General features: G+C 68.9%; 16 protein-coding genes. 7 read left to right on the plus strand and 9 right to left on the minus strand.

Translation table 11 applies throughout. From position 1 onward, the window contains the following. The first annotated feature begins 128 nt into the window (after positions 1 to 128). Positions 129 to 1,976, plus strand: coding sequence for a 2-isopropylmalate synthase (gene leuA / locus ACZ5QD_RS13495; protein WP_045537278.1), 1,848 nt, complete (start codon positions 129 to 131; stop codon positions 1,974 to 1,976). Positions 1,977 to 2,079: 103 nt separating this feature from the next. Here the strand turns inward: leuA and ACZ5QD_RS13500 are convergent, their stop codons facing one another. Both ACZ5QD_RS13500 and ACZ5QD_RS13505 read right to left on the minus strand, forming a co-directional pair. Beyond that, entirely contained in the window at positions 2,080 to 3,579 is a 1,500-nt protein-coding gene (locus tag ACZ5QD_RS13500; protein ID WP_045537277.1) for an Ig-like domain-containing protein, read from the minus strand. A 288-nt stretch (positions 3,580 to 3,867) separates the two neighbouring features. Continuing rightward, positions 3,868 to 4,845 carry a helix-turn-helix transcriptional regulator gene (locus ACZ5QD_RS13505; protein ID WP_006897393.1) on the minus strand — a complete coding sequence of 326 codons (978 nt, stop codon included), beginning with the start codon at positions 4,843 to 4,845 and terminating at the stop codon, positions 3,868 to 3,870. Positions 4,846 to 4,974: 129 nt separating this feature from the next. On the opposite strand from ACZ5QD_RS13505, the gene ACZ5QD_RS13510 reads away from it, so the two are divergent. Beyond that, positions 4,975 to 6,429, plus strand: coding sequence for an MFS transporter (locus ACZ5QD_RS13510; protein ID WP_464366855.1), 1,455 nt, complete (start codon positions 4,975 to 4,977; stop codon positions 6,427 to 6,429). A gap of 52 nt (positions 6,430 to 6,481) precedes the next feature. Here ACZ5QD_RS13510 and ACZ5QD_RS13515 read toward each other — a convergent pair whose 3' ends face one another. Further along, positions 6,482 to 7,519, minus strand: coding sequence for an alpha/beta hydrolase (locus tag ACZ5QD_RS13515; RefSeq protein WP_156479396.1), 1,038 nt, complete (start codon positions 7,517 to 7,519; stop codon positions 6,482 to 6,484). 124 nt (positions 7,520 to 7,643) lie between these two features. Here ACZ5QD_RS13515 and ACZ5QD_RS13520 point away from each other — a divergent pair, with 124 nt between their 5' ends. The 5 genes from ACZ5QD_RS13520 to ACZ5QD_RS13540 all read left to right on the plus strand — a co-directional run bounded on the left by ACZ5QD_RS13520 (position 7,644) and on the right by ACZ5QD_RS13540 (position 12,130). After that, positions 7,644 to 8,078, plus strand: coding sequence for a MarR family winged helix-turn-helix transcriptional regulator (locus tag ACZ5QD_RS13520; protein WP_062366376.1), 435 nt, complete (start codon positions 7,644 to 7,646; stop codon positions 8,076 to 8,078). 28 nt (positions 8,079 to 8,106) lie between these two features. Next, complete coding sequence (locus ACZ5QD_RS13525) at positions 8,107 to 8,667, plus strand: isochorismatase family protein (protein ID WP_062366374.1); 561 nt, start codon at positions 8,107 to 8,109, stop codon at positions 8,665 to 8,667. Beyond that, positions 8,664 to 10,046 carry an MFS transporter gene (locus ACZ5QD_RS13530; RefSeq protein WP_045537268.1) on the plus strand — a complete coding sequence of 461 codons (1,383 nt, stop codon included), beginning with the start codon at positions 8,664 to 8,666 and terminating at the stop codon, positions 10,044 to 10,046. Before ACZ5QD_RS13525 ends, ACZ5QD_RS13530 begins: the two co-directional genes overlap by 4 nt. Positions 10,047 to 10,115: 69 nt before the next feature. Next, positions 10,116 to 11,420 carry a MurT ligase domain-containing protein gene (locus tag ACZ5QD_RS13535; RefSeq protein WP_006897399.1) on the plus strand — a complete coding sequence of 435 codons (1,305 nt, stop codon included), beginning with the start codon at positions 10,116 to 10,118 and terminating at the stop codon, positions 11,418 to 11,420. Beyond that, a complete protein-coding gene (locus ACZ5QD_RS13540; protein ID WP_464366856.1) occupies positions 11,417 to 12,130 on the plus strand; it encodes a type 1 glutamine amidotransferase in 714 nt (237 codons plus the stop codon). The genes ACZ5QD_RS13535 and ACZ5QD_RS13540 overlap by 4 nt, the downstream gene beginning before the upstream one ends. On the opposite strand, the gene ACZ5QD_RS13545 is transcribed toward ACZ5QD_RS13540, so the two are convergent. The 6 genes from ACZ5QD_RS13545 to ACZ5QD_RS13570 form a co-directional block, all read right to left on the minus strand. Then, on the minus strand, positions 12,127 to 12,714 hold the full coding sequence (locus tag ACZ5QD_RS13545; protein WP_006897401.1) for a uridine kinase family protein: 588 nt from the start codon (positions 12,712 to 12,714) through the stop codon (positions 12,127 to 12,129). The two genes, ACZ5QD_RS13540 and ACZ5QD_RS13545, sit on opposite strands and share 4 nt — an antisense overlap. A 3-nt stretch (positions 12,715 to 12,717) precedes the next feature. Next, a complete protein-coding gene (gene recR, locus ACZ5QD_RS13550; RefSeq protein WP_006897402.1) occupies positions 12,718 to 13,329 on the minus strand; it encodes a recombination mediator RecR in 612 nt (203 codons plus the stop codon). A gap of 11 nt (positions 13,330 to 13,340) precedes the next feature. After that, the gene (locus ACZ5QD_RS13555) at positions 13,341 to 13,697 is read right to left on the minus strand and encodes a YbaB/EbfC family nucleoid-associated protein (RefSeq protein WP_006897403.1); all 357 of its coding nucleotides are present in this window, start codon (positions 13,695 to 13,697) and stop codon (positions 13,341 to 13,343) included. Beyond that, complete coding sequence (locus ACZ5QD_RS13560; RefSeq protein WP_039867793.1) at positions 13,690 to 14,052, minus strand: hypothetical protein; 363 nt, start codon at positions 14,050 to 14,052, stop codon at positions 13,690 to 13,692. The genes ACZ5QD_RS13555 and ACZ5QD_RS13560 overlap by 8 nt, the downstream gene beginning before the upstream one ends. A 40-nt stretch (positions 14,053 to 14,092) precedes the next feature. Continuing rightward, a complete protein-coding gene (locus ACZ5QD_RS13565) occupies positions 14,093 to 14,959 on the minus strand; it encodes a pseudouridine synthase (RefSeq protein ID WP_006897405.1) in 867 nt (288 codons plus the stop codon). Between the two features lie 67 nt (positions 14,960 to 15,026). Next, positions 15,027 to 15,464, minus strand: coding sequence for an SRPBCC family protein (locus ACZ5QD_RS13570; RefSeq protein ID WP_006897406.1), 438 nt, complete (start codon positions 15,462 to 15,464; stop codon positions 15,027 to 15,029). Positions 15,465 to 15,517 lie beyond the last annotated feature (53 nt).

Below are 15,517 nucleotides of genomic sequence, written 5' to 3' on the forward strand. Positions count from 1 at the left end.
GTTGATGTCATGCAGCGTGCACTCCTCCTCGGTTGCCGCGGCGGGGTCTGATCCGACCGGCCCTCCGTCGCGGGGCCTCTTCACGCGCCGGTCAAAACCCCTTCTTTTGATCAGGAGATTGACCCCTCATGGCACCAGCAGACGCTTTCACCTCCGGTCCGAGCCGCATCGTCGAGCCCAACGGACCCATCCCGGACGGCCAGCCCAGCTGGAACCCGCAACGCAATTCGGCGATGCCCGTCCACCGCTACCGCAGCTTCGCCGATGAGGTCGAGAAGATCGCGCTGCCCGACCGCACTTGGCCCGACAAGGTGATCGACCGGGCACCGATGTGGTGCGCCGTCGATCTGCGCGACGGCAACCAGGCTCTGATCGATCCGATGAGCCCGGCCCGCAAACGACGCATGTTCGATCTGCTGGTCCGCATGGGCTACAAGGAGATCGAGGTGGGCTTCCCCTCCGCGAGCCAGACCGACTTCGACTTCGTCCGCGAGATCATCGACGAGGGCGCCATCCCCGACGACGTGACCATCCAGGTGCTGACCCAGGCCCGTCCGGAACTGATCGCCCGCACCTACGAGGCCTGCGCCGGCGCGCAGAACGTGATCGTCCACTTCTACAACTCCACGTCGGTCCTGCAGCGCCGCGTCGTATTCCGCGCCGACAAGGCCGCGATCACCAAGATCGCCACCGACGCGGCCGAACTGTGCCTGGCCGAGGAGCAGAAGTACCCCGACACCAACTGGCGCTACGAGTACTCCCCCGAGAGCTACACGGGCACCGAGTTGAGCTACGCCAAGGAGGTCTGCGACGCCGTCTCCGAGGTGATCGCCCCGACCCCCGACAAGCCGTTGATCATCAACCTGCCCGCGACCGTCGAGATGACGACGCCCAACGTGTACGCGGACTCCATCGAATGGATGCACCGGAATCTGGCGCGCCGTGACTCGATCATCTTGAGCCTGCACCCGCACAACGACCGCGGCGAGGGCGTCGCGGCCGCCGAACTGGGTTACATGGCGGGCGCGGACCGGATCGAGGGCTGCCTGTTCGGCAACGGCGAGCGCACCGGCAACGTCTGCCTGGTGACTCTCGGCATGAACCTGTTCAGCCGCGGTGTCGACCCGCAGATCAACTTCTCGGACATCGACGAGATCCGCCGGACCGTCGAGTACTGCAACCAGCTGAACGTTCCCGAGCGGCACCCGTACGGCGGCGACCTGGTCTACACCGCGTTCTCCGGCAGCCATCAGGACGCCATCAACAAGGGCCTCGACCAGATGAAGGTCGACGCCGACGAAGCCGACAAGGACGTCGACGACATCTTGTGGCAGGTCCCTTACCTGCCCATCGACCCGAAGGACGTGGGCCGCAACTACGAGGCCGTGATCCGGGTGAACAGCCAGTCCGGCAAGGGCGGCGTCACGTACATCATGAAGGCCGACCACGGACTGGATCTGCCGCGTCGACTGCAGATCGAGTTCAGCCGCGAGATCCAGAAGATCACCGACGGCGAGGGCGGCGAGGTGAACCCGAAGGCGATGTGGGACGTGTTCTCCCGCGAGTACCTGGAGCCCGTGAAGCCACTCGAGCGGGTGCGGCAACAGGTTTCGGCTGCCGAGACCGACGACGGCGAGGACTCGGTGACCGCGACGGTTCTCGTCGACGGCGCCGAGAAGGAGATCTCCGGATCGGGCAACGGTCCGCTGGCCGCTTTCGTCGACGCTCTGTCGACCATCGGGTACGACGTCCGGGTCCTCGACTACTCGGAGCACGCGATGACGGCCGGCGGCGATGCCGAGGCCGCGAGCTACGTCGAGGCGGAGATCAACGGCGAGACGGTATGGGGCGTCGGCATCGCCTCGTCGATCACGACCGCGAGCCTGCGCGCCGTCGTCTCCGCGGTGAACCGGGCCTTCCGCACCGAGACGCCGGCCGAGACCGCCGCCGAGGGCGCCCGCACGTGGGCTCCCTGACGCGCCCGCGTCGCAGCCGAACCGAGCACTGAACCCCGAACGCACCGGACCCCGCGAACCGAAGCTCGCGGGGTTCGGTGCGTTCACGCCCGGTGCCCGGCTGTCAGAAGAGTCCTCGGACGAGGTCGGAGACGACACCGCCGCCCAGACTGCCGCTGCTGCTGCCGAGGCTTCCGTCGCCGTCGGGAGTTCCGGGAGTCGGAGGATCGGCGTCATCATTCACCGAGACGATGACCGGACCGGAGATAGCACCGGAATGGCCCGCCGTGCCGCTGTAAACCGCGGTGACGGTGAAGTCTCCGGCGGCCGCGAACGCGTGCTGCAGCTTCGCCGCGCCGCCGGAGACCGTCACGGGCCCGCCGACGTCGTCGCCGTTGACCTTGAACTGCACTGTCCCGCCGGTCAGGTCGGCCGGCGTCAGCTCCGCCTTGAGCTCCACTGCGGCACCCGGTTTCGCGGTCGCGGGAGCGATCACCTTCACGCTGGTCTCCGTCTCGCTCGGCTCGGGATCGGAGACCTTGATGGTCTTGGCCTCCGACGTCGAGCCGGAGAACCCGGCCGCACCCGAGAACACCGCGGTGACCTCCTTGTCCCCGGCCGAGGCGAACGAATGCTTCAGCACAGCCGCACCGCCGGAGACAGCCACCGGAGCACCCAGATTCGCTCCATCAGCCTTGAACTGCACAGTGCCCCCACCCGGATTCGGTGACACCGACGCCGACAACGTCACCTCGTCACCGGTCGTCGCGGCGCCCGGCACCGACAAGGTGGTCACCGTGTCCTCATCCACCGGCGCGGCATCCACGCGAATGGTGGCGAGCGGACCGGCGCCGGCATTGGTCGGGCCACCGTCGCTGTCGCGCGGCGAGCAACGGGTCGGGGCCCACTGAGTACCGAACAGACTGGCCTTCGCCAACTGTGTACTGAAGTTCTCGTTCGCGTTCTGGTTCGCGGCGTTACCCGCGATCCGCACGGTGGGCTCGATGACGCCGGCGGTGCCCGCCTTCAGCGTCACGTCGATCGCCGGCATGCGGAACCACGTCTCACCGCTCGAATTGGTGGTGCCGTCGAGGTTCTTCTTCGTCTTCGGGATGACGATGCCGCCCTCGCTGTTCGTGCTCGACGTAGGGCTGTTCGCGATGACCTGGTTGTTGCCCGACAGCCTGATGACCGAGCCCGTCGGGCTCACATTCCCGCTGTTGTCGACCAGCAGAACATTCGGCGCCACGCCACTGAGGCCGACGGACGATCCCGCCACCACATCGGCGCTGACGAAGGTGGAGTTCGCCGGGACGGCGAAGTCGTACTTCAAACGCGACAGGTTGGTGGTGGTGGCACCGGAATCCTTGTCGGGGAACGAGGACGGGTTCGGCTGAATCCGGATCGTGAACTTCTCGCCCTCGGACACCGACTCCGGAGCGTCGACGGTGATCGTGTTGCCGACAGGCTTCTTGACCGTCACGATCGAACTCGCCACGCAGATCGACTGGAAGGTGGTGTCGGTCGTCGCCGCCGAGGCCGGCGCGTCGACGACCACCATCGCTCCGGCTAGAAGTACCGATCCGCTCGCCACGGCGAGCACTCGGCTGGTGGACAGTCTCATTCAAGAATCCTTCACTGGGATGATTGACAACGTTCGTAGGACAGGTATGTCAGGAAAGCCGTGGCCGGGAATCGCGAAATGTGACCAGAGGCACAAAAGTCCTCTTTACCGGCGGGTCGTCGTCCGAATAGACGACAGAACTGGTCAAAACAGTGCGAGTGCGAACACCGAATCCGCCGCCGTGGCTCGCCGGTGGGCCGTACGGCCTGACGATCAGTCACGAGGTCGGTTGCGAGATCTCACCGCGAGGCGCCGCGTACCTGGATTGGCTCGCTCGCTGACCGGAAGCTATCGCTCCGACAGGTACAGCGCCCGAGCCTCCCGCACGTTGCGTCCACGCAACGCGCGCACGACGTCGGCCGGAACCTCGACGAACTCGTAGTCGGCGTCCAGTCCGCCGAGCGCCAGCGCGATCCACCCCGGATCGTCGGTCTGCATGGTGACCAGGCAGCCGTCGGGGTGCTCGGTGACCTCCGACCACCGGCCGATGCGGCCGCGCACCGCCTCCGGCTCGGCGTGAACCACGGCGCGCACCTGGAGTTGGTCCCGGCCTCCGCGCAGGCTCTCACGCACATAGGCCGCGGGGTCGCCGCCCGGCACCGCACGCGGCGCGAACCGCCGCTTCTGCGGTTGAGCAGCGCTGAGCCGGTCGAGCCGGAACGTGCGCCAGTCCTGACGATCGAGGTCGTACGCGAGCAGGTACCATCGGCGACCGACGGGAATCAACCGCAGCGGCTCGGTGCGGCGAGTGCCGGACGCACGTCCGGCCCGCGGTGCGGGCGCGTAATCGAAGGTGAGCTCCGTCGCGTCCCGGCACGCCAATGCCACTGTCGTCAGGGTCTCGGCGTCCACGGCCGGCGCCTGCTGTTCGCCGGGGAGCAACACGCTCATGGCCCGCAGCGCATCCGCACGCCGGCGCAGCCGAGGCGGCAGCACCTGCATCACCTTGGCCAGCGCCCGCACCGAGGCCTCCGCCATACCGGCGGCCGAACCGTGCGCGGCCGTCCGCAGCGCACTCACGATCGCGACGGCCTCCTCCTCGTCCACCACCAGCGGCGGCAGCGACCCGCCGGGAGCCAGTTGGTATCCGCCGCCGCTGCCCCGCACCGACTGCACCGGATAGCCGAGATCCCGAAGCCGTTCGACGTCGCGGCGCACGGTCCGCTCGGTGGTCTCCAGACGGTCGGCCAGTTCCACCGCCGACCACAGGCGGTGCGCTTGGAGCAGCGCCAGCAGCTTCAGCGTCCGCGTCGTCGTATCGGCCATGACTGCATCATGCCCCAAACAACGGACAGAAACTGACCGGATTATCCGCCGCTCTTCCGGACGGGAATCGTCCGCAATGGTTCGTAGCGTCATCGGTGCAACAGACCCCCATCACCACAGGAGTTCCCGATGACCGTCACAGCCGAGCCCCCTCCCCTGGCAACCGCGTCCACGAGGAGTCCGGACAGTCCGCCGATCGTCGGGCGCGCCCGGACCGTCGCCTTGGTCTGCCTGTTGGCGGCGTCGTTCATGGAGTTGATGGACGCCACGGTCGTCAACGTCGCACTGCGGACGATGAGTGCCGATCTCGGCGCGTCGCCGACCGCGATGTCGTGGATCGTCGCGGGCTATCCGCTCGCCTACGCGACCGGGCTCGTGCTCGGTGCCCGTCTGGGAGATCGGTTCGGTCGACGCCGACTGTTCCTCATCGGTCTCGTCGCTTTCGGCGTCACCTCACTGGCCTGCGGTCTCGCCGACACGCCGACGCAACTCGTCGTGTTCCGGATCCTGCAGGGTGCCGCGGCGGCACTGATGATCCCGCAGGTGCTGACCAACATCCAGGTGCTCTATCCACCCGCCGAACGCGGCCGCGCGATGGGACTGTTCACCTCCGTCATCGGGATCGCCGCCGTGGTCGGTCCGGTGCTGGGCGCCGTCATCACCTCGGGCGACTGGTTCGGACTCTCGTGGCGGCCGGTGTTCCTCATCAACGTCCCGGTGGCGCTGCTCGCCCTGGTCGCGGCGCGCGTCTTCATCCCGGAGACTTACGCTTCCCGTCCCGCGCCCATCACGCCGATCTCCGCGGCGCTGCTCGGCGGTTCGCTGGCAGCGTTGATGGCGCCGGTCACACTGGGACCGGAGAATGATTGGCCCGCTTGGGGATTCGTCATGATGGCGGCGGGCGTCGCCGGCCTTGCACTCTTCGCTCGGCGGCAGGTCATCACTGCTCGCGCAGGCGGAACACCGCTGGTTCCGCCCGCGGTGTTCCGGTCTCGTTCGTTCACCGCGGGGCTGACCGCGTTCACCGCACTGAGCATCCCGACCGGCGGGTACTTCCTCGTCCAGTCCCTGCACGTCCAGGCCGCGCACGGCTGGTCGGTCCTGCACACCGGCCTGATGTGGGTGCCGTTCTCGATCGCCGTACCCGTCTTCGCCGGTCTGTCCGCGACTGTCCTGGCCGCCCGATTCGGCAAGCACGTCCTGCAGGGCGGAGCGTGGGTGTTCATCGTCGGGATGACGTCCATGATCGTCGCCGACCGCTCGGCCCATCCGGCCCTGTGGTTCACCGTCGCACTCATCGTCGCAGGCGCTGGTTTCGGACTCATCGTCGGGGCCGCCGGCCTGCTGGTTCTGAACGACGTGCCGGTCGGGCTCGCCGGCGCGGCGTCCGGCGTGTTCAACACCGTGCAGGCACTGTCGGTGGCGACGGGTGCGGCGGTGATCGGCACGGTGTACTCGTCGGTGTCGAGCGCATACGGCCTCGCCACCGGCTACCGGGTCTCGTTCCTGGTGATGATCGGACTGGTCGCGGTCGGTGCAGCGGCCGCCCAACTGATGCCGAAGCCCGTGCGGATCGCGGTGTAGCGGCCCAGGCGGGGCGAGGACGTCCGCCCGGCGGGAGCGCCGGGCGGACCCTCTATCCGGCCGAGGCGACCGCCTTCGCCACAGCCTCGCCCATCCGCCGGACGGTGGCCTGCGCGTCCGGGCTCAGCAGCGCCATATTCGCGAATCCGTGGATCATCGTCCCGGCGCGTTCCACGGTCACCGGGACGCCGGCCTGTTCGAGCGCAGCCGCGTACTCGAGGCCTTCGTCCCGCAGCGGGTCGAACCCGGCGACCACCACGTGGGCGGGCGACAACCCGGAGAGATCTTCGGCAAGCAATGGCGAGACCCGAGGATCGGACAGTTGGTCGCGCGAGGCCAGGTAGGTGTCGCAGAAGTAGTCGATCTGTTCCTCGGTGAGGTAGTAGCCGGTGGAGAACTCATGGACCGACGGCCGCTTCCGCGACATGTCGACCACCGGATAGATCAGCAATTGCAGACACGGGGTGATCTCCTCGCCACGCACCTGCTGTGCGACGACCGCAGCGAGATTGCCTCCCGCGGAATCACCGGCCACCGCGATCTGCCGCGGATCGACGCCCCAGTCCGGCGCCTTCTCGACGGCGTAGCGCCAAGCCGCCACGGAGTCGTCGACCGCCGCCGGGAAGAGGTGCTCGGGGGCCAACCGGTAATCCACCGACAGCACGTCGGCGCCCGAGGCGATCGCGAGCGCCCGGACCACCGAGTCGTGGCTGGCCCGGCTGCCCAGGACGAACCCGCCGCCGTGATAGAAGACGATCAGTCCTCGGCCCTTGCCCTCGAGGCTGTATCGCGTGACGGGCACGCCTCCGGCGTCGGTGTCGATCACCAGATCCTCTTCGACGGCGAACGGCTCGAAGGCCTCCGCCATCATCGCGCTGTGATAGTCCATCGACTGCCGTGATCGGGAGACCAGATCGCCGACCAGCGCCAACGATGGAATGTAGGCCGCCGCGGTCACGACCAGTGCGAGCATCGGGTCGAGACGATCACCGTCGCCGTTCACCGTCGTCAGGCGGCTCATCGCCTTCCGCACGGGTGCGGGCAGTTTGGCCGACGCCTTGAGCGCGGTCCGCTGGATCTTGAATGACATGGGCAGTTCGACTGCTGTTGCGCGACTCACAGTGCAGAACTTATCACCGTCAACTCATCGGGTCACCCCTCAGATAAGAACAGTTGACTGTGCAGTTAGCTGTCTAATTGCTAGAGTTGCACTCATGGTCCAGCACTCGTCCGCCGAAGTCGGAAACCGTCTGCGCGCAACGATCGCCGAGCTGAACCGGAAACTGAGGGCCAATTCGTCGGTCCTGGACCTCACCCGTTCGCAGTCGGCCGTGATCGGCTACCTCGATCGCCACGGCGCCTGTTCCACAGCCGATCTCGCCCGTGCGCACGGTGTGCGTCAGCAGTCGATGGCCGCGATCGTCGCCGCCCTCACCGACGCCGGCCTGGTGGTCGGCTCCCCCGATCCGACCGATCGCCGCCGCACCTTGCTCGCCCTCTCCGAGAACGCCCGCACGGAACTGACCACCGGACGGCTCCAGCGAGCGGACTGGCTCGCGCACGCCGTCGACGCGGCCCTCACTCCGGACGAGGTGGCCCGCCTGGCCGATGCGATCGAGTTGCTCGGCCGCATCGCGGACCAGCCCTGAAGCACCTCCGCCCCACGAAAGGATCACCATGCCTGTCACCGCAGTCGACCGTGACGCCGCACTGATCGTCATCGACCTCCAGAAGGGGCTGTCGGGCCGCGACCTCGCACCGCACAGCTTCGCGGACGTGGTCGAGCGTTCCGCGGCGCTGACCGACGCGTTCAGCGCGCGAGGGCTGCCGGTGGTCATCGTCACCGTCGACGCCGTGCCGCCCGGCCGCACCGACCTCTCCGGCCCGCCCATGGAGTTCCCCTCCGGCTGGAGCGACTCGGTAGCGCCCTTCTCCGACGCCCCGGACGCGTGGCGCGTCACGAAGCGGTCGCCGGGCGCCTTCACCGAGACGCCCCTGCACCGACTGCTGCGCGAGCGTGGCGTCACCCAGGTGGTGGTGGTCGGCGTGTCGACGTCGATCGGCGTCGAGATGACCGCGCGGCAGGCCTACGAGCTCGGATACAACGTCACCGTCGCCCTCGACGCCTGCTCGGACAGCGAAGGGTCGCGGCACGCCTACAGCGCCGCCTCCGTCCTGCCGAAGGTCGCCGAGACGGGATCGGCCGCGGACGTCATCGCTGCGCTGACCCGGGCGTGAGAACAGACACCGACCGCCGCCTCGACGCCCATCCGTTCGGCATCGGATTCACCGCGCCGCTGATCCTGGCGTCGGTCCTCAACCCGATCAACAGCTCGCTGATCGCGACCGCGATGGTGGGCATCGGCGTCGACTTCCACCGCGGCCCCGCCGACACCGCGATCCTGATCTCGGTGCTCTATCTGTGCAGCGCCGTCGCTCAGCCCACCATGGGCAAGCTGGGCCCGCTGTTCGGCGAGCGGCGCGTGATGATCGCGGGGATCGGTCTCGTGCTGACCGCCGGCGTCATCGGCGCAGCGGGCTGGTCGTTCGGGGCGCTGGTGGCCTCCCGCGCACTGCTCGGCGTCGGCACCTCCGCCGCGTATCCGATGGCGATGTCGCTGATCCGCAAGCGGTCGGACGCCGCCGGCGTCGGAGTGCCCAGCCGGATCCTAGGCGTCTTCTCGATCACCGGACAGGTGATCGCGATGGTCGGACTGCCGATCGGCGGCGTCCTCACCGGCGTCTTCGGCTGGCGAGCGGTGTTCTTCATCAACGTTCCCGCCGCCCTCGCCGCTCTGCTCCTGGTGCTCACCGGTGTGCCGAAGGACACCGTGGCCTGGCCGACCGACCTGCGTCGGACTCTGACCGCCGTCGACCCTCTGGGCATCGTGGCGTTCGCCGTGGCGATCGTCAGCGCACTCCAGTTCATCGACTCGCCCAGCGCGTCGACGTGGTGGCTCGCGGCGGTGGCCGTGGCGGCGACCGCCGTCCTCATCGGATGGGAACGCCGGTTCTCGACTCCGTTGATCGACGTCCGGATGCTGGTGTCGAACCGCCCGCTGATCCGCACCTATCTGCGGCAGACGCTCGCCTCGCTCGGGATGTACACGACCATGTACGGCGTCAGCCAGTGGATGGAGGACGCGGCCGGCTACCGGCCGACGCAGGTCGGCATGCTCCTCGCTCCGATGTCGGCGACGAGTATCGTCGTCGCCGCCGTCTGTTCCCGGCGCAGCACCGTCCGCAGCCCGCTGATCGCGACCGGCATGGCGTTCTGCGCGGCCGGAGCCGTGATGCTCGCGCTGCGCCACGACGCCCCGGTCTGGGCGATCCTCGCAATGTCGCTGCTGGTCGGTCTGGCGAACGGCCTGAACAGCTTCGCCAACCAGGCGGCCCTCTTCATGCAGTCCCCGGCCGACCAGGTGGGCGTCGCATCCGGCCTGTACCGGACCTTCGCGTACATCGGCGCCATCACCTCCGCGGGCCTGATCGCCGCGGCGTTCGGCAGTCGGGCCACCGACGCCGGGTTCCACATCGTCGGATGGGCCACCATGGCGATCGGCCTGTGCGCGGCGACCCTGACATTGACCGACCGCACGCTGCCGCGACACGCGTGAGCTGGGCTGTCACCGTCCTCACAGTCGGCGCCGGGCGATCGTGCTCCCCGGATATGGGAAACTCGTGGAATGTCGGAAGCCCGCCGCATCCCTGACCGTCCGCGCCCGCCCGTCCGCACTCGCGTGGCACTCACCGCCGCTGCCGCGGCCCGCTGGGCCTCGCGTGCCGCCGGCCGTGGGAAGGGCTCGATGATCGGCGGCCTCGTCGCTGAGAAGATCGATCCGCGCATCATGCTCCGGCTCGCCGCCGGCCGCGAGATCGCGCTGATCACCGGAACCAACGGCAAGTCGACGACCACCCGCATGACCGCCGCCGCCCTCGCCGGGCTCGGCGAAGTGGCGACCCAGGCCGACGGCGCCAACATGGACGCGGGCATCATCGCGACGCTCAGCCTCCAGCCCGACGCCCCGGTCGCCGCGCTGGAAGTGGACGAACTGCACGTGGCCCACGTCGCCGACAACACGTCGCCGCGTGTGTTCACCCTGTTGAACCTCTCCCGCGACCAGCTCGACCGCGTCGGCGAGATCAACATCATCGAGCAGAGTCTGCGCGGGGGAATCGCCCGCCACCCGGACGCGGTGGTGGTCGCGAACTGCGACGACGTGCTCGTCACCTCGGCGGCCTTCGACGCTCCGAACGTGGTGTGGGTGGCCGCGGGGGCCGGCTGGGTGGGCGACTCGGTGAGCTGCCCGCGGTCGGGAGAGCCTATCGTGCGCCACGGTGAGGACTGGTACTCGACCGGCGACGAGCGCTTCCGGCGCCCGGCCCCGCAGTGGTGGTTCGACGACGACAAGATCTACGGCCCGGACGGGTTCGTCGCACCGATGGCGTTGAAGGTGCCGGGCCGGGCCAATCGCGGCAACGCCACCCAGGCCGTCGCGACCGCCGTCGCGATGGGCGCCGACCCCGCGGACGCCGTCGCGGCCGTCGGCACCGTCGGCGAAGTGGCCGGCCGATACGGGACCGTGCAGCTGGGCGACCATCGGATCAGGACCCTGCTGGCGAAGAATCCGGCCGGCTGGCAGGAGGCCCTGGCGATGATCGACACCGACGCCGACAGTCTGGTGATCGCGGTGAACGGGCAGGTCCCCGACGGGGAAGACCTCTCGTGGCTCTGGGACGTGCGCTTCGAAGAGTTCGAGCAGGTCGAGGTGGTCGCCTCGGGCGAGCGCGCCGCCGACCTCTCGGTGCGTCTGCTGTACGCGGGCGCCGAGCACACGGTGACCGACGATCCGTTCGCGGCGATCGCCGCCTGTCCACCGGGCCGCGTGGAAGTGCTCGCCAACTACACCGCATTCCGCGACCTCGGCGTCGCACTGGAACGCGCCGGAGCCCGGCCGGTCGAGAACACTGTGGAGGACAACGCCCGATGAGCGAATCGACCCTGCGGATCGGTCTGGTGCTTCCCGATGTGATGGGCACCTACGGCGACGGCGGAAACGCCCTCGTCCTGCGACAGCGTGCGCGCATGAGAGGCATCGACGCCGAGATCGTCTCGATCACGCTCGACGACGAGGTACCCGAGTCGCTCGACGTCTACACGCTCGGCGGCGCCGAGGATTACGCCCAGCGGCTCGCCACCCGTCATCTGCAGCGGTATCCGGGGCTGCAGCGCGCGGCGGACGCCGGACGCCCGGTGCTCGCGATCTGCGCGGCGATCCAAGTGCTGGGTCACTGGTACGAGACCGCTGCGGGCGAGCGCGTCGCGGGGATCAGCATGCTCGACCTCACCACCTCTCCGAGGCAGTCCCGGGCGATCGGCGAGCTCGTGACCGCACCGATCATCGACGGTCTCAGCCAACCGCTCTCCGGGTTCGAGAACCACCGCGGCGCGACCTCCCTGGGCGCCGCGGCCGCACCGCTGGGCCGGGTCCGCCACGGTGTCGGCAACGGCGCCGGCGCCGGCGTGGAAGGCGCCGTGCAAGGCAGTATCGTCAGCACCTACATGCACGGCCCGGTCCTCGCACGAAATCCCGAACTGGCCGACTATCTGCTGTCGAAGGCGGTCGGCACGGAACTGGAGCCTCTCGACCTGCCGCAGGTGGACCGGCTGCGCCGGGAACGGCTCGCCGCCGCTCGCTAACCGAGCACCCGGCACCGCGCCCGCGTGTCGTCGACCGCGAACCAGCCCTCCTCGAAGTCCTGCCACCGGGCCAGATGATCGCGTTCGGCCTCGCCGTCACGCTGCACGGTTCGGCGCAACCGGTCGGCGGCGGGAGGACCGTCGATCCAGAACCGATGCGTGAAACGATCGGCCGTGCAGCGCCGCGCCGACGTCACGCCCTCGACGATCAGAATCGGCTGCCACCGCATCCAGACCTCCGGCCCCACCTCCGGTCGGCCGTCCACCCAGACCCGGGGCCGATAGAAGTAGTCGTGACGCCGTTCGTAGGCGCGGATCACATCGTGAACCAGTTCCGGCCACCACGAGGCGGGGTCGTCCCACGTCGCGTAGTCGTCGGTGCTGACCAGCACTGAGGCGCGGCCGCGCTCGGCGAGCGCACGGACGAGCTGGGCTGCGAACGTGCTCTTGCCCGCCCCCGACGGACCGTCGATCGCCACCATGGCGTCGGTCAGCCCTCCGCGGACCGCGATCTCGTCGGCCAGCCACGCCCAGTCCTGTGGTGAGGGATCGCGCTCCGCCGGTGGAAGGTGGTCGTCGGCCAACGCTCAGACCAGGATGCGCCGACCGGACAGCGCGCGGCCGAGGGTCAGTTCGTCGGCGAACTCGAGGTCGCCGCCCATCGGAAGTCCCGACGCCAGACGGGTCACGGACAGCCCAGGGAAGTCTTTGAGCATGCGCAGCAGATATGTCGCCGTCGCCTCGCCCTCGGTGTTGGGATCGGTCGCGACGATGATCTCGGAGACGTCCTGGCCGTCGGGCTGGTCGCCCAGACGACGCAGCAGTTCGCGGATCCGGAGCTGGTCGGGGCCGATGCCGGACAGCGGGTCGAGCGCACCGCCGAGGACGTGGTAGCGACCGTCGAACTCCTTGGTCCGTTCGATCGCGTAGATGTCCTTCGGCTCCTCGACCACGCAGATCTTCGTGACGTCCCGGCGGGGGTCGCCGCAGATGCGGCACAGCCGATCGGCGGCGACGTTGCCGCACTCGACGCAGAAGGTGACGTCGTCGCGCACGTGTCCGAGGGCGGCGATCAGCCGGTCGATCTCCACGTTCTCGCCCGCGAGCAGGTGGAAGGCGATCCGCTGAGCACCCTTGGGACCCAGCCCGGGAAGTTTCGCGAGCTGGTCGATCAAATCCTGGATCGGGCCTTCGTACATGCGCCAGTCCGTCAGCCCAGGCCGGGCAGTCCGCCGCCCGCCAGCGGCCCCATCTTCTCCGCGACCAGGGCATCGCGCTGAGCCACGAAGTCGGCGAACGCACCGACGATCAGATCCTGCAACGTCTCGACGTCCGCGGGATCGACCACCTCCGGCGAGATCTCGACGGCGGAGACCGTCCCGGCGCCGTCGCCGGTCACCGTCACCAGTCCGTTGCCCGCCGACCCCACCACCGACGTCGCGGAGATCTCCGCGTGCGCCGTCTCCATCTGGGTCTGCATCTGCTGAACCTGGGCCATCAGCCCGGCCATCGGGTTGTCGCCGCCGGCGCCGCCGAACAGCGCACTGGGGTCGAATGCGTCAGTCACGACTCCCAGGGTAGTCGCCGGGACCGGCCAGGAGACGCTCGACGTGTTCGGCGAGTTCGGCGACCGTGGTGCCCGAACCCGGTACCACGCGGAACGACAGCACCTCGTCGCCGAAGAGTCGAGCCGCTCGCGGTGCGAGCGCGAACTCGAAACGGTCGTCACCGACACGGCGCCACTGCACGACGCCCCCGTACACCGGGGCGCTCGCGCCCGTGGTCACACAGTATTCACCGGCCCGGGGACCACCGGGAAGATCGCGCAGCAACTGGAAGCAGGCGTCCGAGTCCTCGTCGAGGAACACCACACCCTCGCAGCCGAGGTCCGGGTGCCGTTCGAAGGATCCGATGATCGCCACGACCGCGAGGATACGCGCCGGAGACCCCTGCGCTCGCCGCTCAGCGGGCGGTGCGGAACTCCCGGCGCTCACCGCTGAACGGATCGGTGAACTCCAGTGCCGCGGCGACGAGCCGGAGGGGCCGGGAGAAGTCACCGCGATCCGGTGCGGCCGCCAGGTCGGCGTCGACCTCGGGGTACAGCGGATCGCCGACGATCGGGACGCCGAGCTGAGCCATGTGCATCCTGAGCTGGTGGGTGCGGCCGGTGTGCGGCGCCAGGCGGTATTCGGCCAGCCCGTCGCCGAGCCGGGTCGACAGTTCGATGTCGCTGATCGCGTTCACCTCGCCCTCGACGACGCGGGCACGCAGGTCGCCCGCGGTCTTGACGATCCGGTTCTCGATCCGCACGCCGCCGGCCAGAGCGTCGTCCGCCGGCGCGATCGCCCGATACTCTTTGCGAACGCGTCGCTGCGCGAAGAGTTCCTGATACGCGGCCCGCACCTCGCGGCGGCGCGTGAACAGCAGCACGCCCGCCGTCAACCGGTCGAGCCGGTGTGCCGGGGCCACGTCGTCGGAGCCGAGTTCGCGACGCAACCGCACCAGCGCCGTCTGCGCCACATGCGCTCCGCGCGGCATCGTGGCGAGGAAGTGCGGTTTGTCGACCACCACGAGATCGTCGTCCAGGTGCAGGATCGGCATGTCGAAGGGCACCGGCGGCTCCCGCGGCGGGTCGCGGTACAGGTACACCGGAACCGGTCGGAGCACCGGCGCATCGAGATCGACCGGACGGCCGTCGGCGTCGACCAGTTCACCGGTGCGCGACCGCAACTCCAGATCGGCCGCAGTGACGCCGGTCAGGACCGGAGCCGCGAGGAGAGCCTCACGCACCGACCACCCGCCGGGGCCGTCCGGCAGACGCAGAACCACCCGGGTGGCATCGATGCCGTCCCGGGCGGTCAGCGGTTTGACGCGGCGGCGTCCCCTGCGGCTCAGCTCAGCTCTCGAGACGCTGCTTGAGATTGGTGAGAAGGGCCGTCTGGATGCGGTTGAGTCCCTTCGGGGCGAAGGTCTTCTCGAAGAACCCGCCGATGCCGCCCGCGCCCTTCCAACTCGTCGTGGTCTCGACGCGCGAGCCGGTGCCCTCGGCAGTGACGCGGTAGGTGGTGACCATCGTCGAATTGCGATCGGTCTCGGTGATCGTGTCGCCCGCGACCGTCACGTCGGCCAGCACGTCGCGCTTGCGCTTCTCGGTGGCCTGCAGAATCCAGTGGACCACCGTTCCCGAACCGTTGCCGCCCTCGTCGACGCGATAGTCGCGGTAGTTCTCGGGAAGAATGCCCTCGCGCACGTTCGCGTAGTCGGCCAGGGCCGCACTGACGGCCTCGGGAGCTGCGTTGATCTGGATTGCTGCGCTGGCTGTTACCTGTCCCACGTCGGAAGGCTCCTTCTGAACTCGTCTTGGGTCCGATTCACTTCGTTCACCGT

Source organism: Gordonia sp. J1A, assembly GCF_055393515.1.

What these genes read in the sequence shown, in the direction of transcription:
- ACZ5QD_RS13515 (WP_156479396.1), bottom strand. Translation starts at nt 7,519, where the DNA reads ATGTCATTCAAGATCCAGCGGACCGCGCTCAAGGCGTCGGCCAAACTG.
- recR (WP_006897402.1), bottom strand. Translation starts at nt 13,329, where the DNA reads ATGTACGAAGGCCCGATCCAGGATTTGATCGACCAGCTCGCGAAACTT.
- ACZ5QD_RS13500 (WP_045537277.1), bottom strand. Translation starts at nt 3,579, where the DNA reads ATGAGACTGTCCACCAGCCGAGTGCTCGCCGTGGCGAGCGGATCGGTA.
- ACZ5QD_RS13520 (WP_062366376.1), top strand. Translation starts at nt 7,644, where the DNA reads ATGGTCCAGCACTCGTCCGCCGAAGTCGGAAACCGTCTGCGCGCAACG.
- ACZ5QD_RS13510 (WP_464366855.1), top strand. Translation starts at nt 4,975, where the DNA reads ATGACCGTCACAGCCGAGCCCCCTCCCCTGGCAACCGCGTCCACGAGG.
- leuA (WP_045537278.1), top strand. Translation starts at nt 129, where the DNA reads ATGGCACCAGCAGACGCTTTCACCTCCGGTCCGAGCCGCATCGTCGAG.
- ACZ5QD_RS13535 (WP_006897399.1), top strand. Translation starts at nt 10,116, where the DNA reads ATGTCGGAAGCCCGCCGCATCCCTGACCGTCCGCGCCCGCCCGTCCGC.
- ACZ5QD_RS13505 (WP_006897393.1), bottom strand. Translation starts at nt 4,845, where the DNA reads ATGGCCGATACGACGACGCGGACGCTGAAGCTGCTGGCGCTGCTCCAA.
- ACZ5QD_RS13540 (WP_464366856.1), top strand. Translation starts at nt 11,417, where the DNA reads ATGAGCGAATCGACCCTGCGGATCGGTCTGGTGCTTCCCGATGTGATG.
- ACZ5QD_RS13525 (WP_062366374.1), top strand. Translation starts at nt 8,107, where the DNA reads ATGCCTGTCACCGCAGTCGACCGTGACGCCGCACTGATCGTCATCGAC.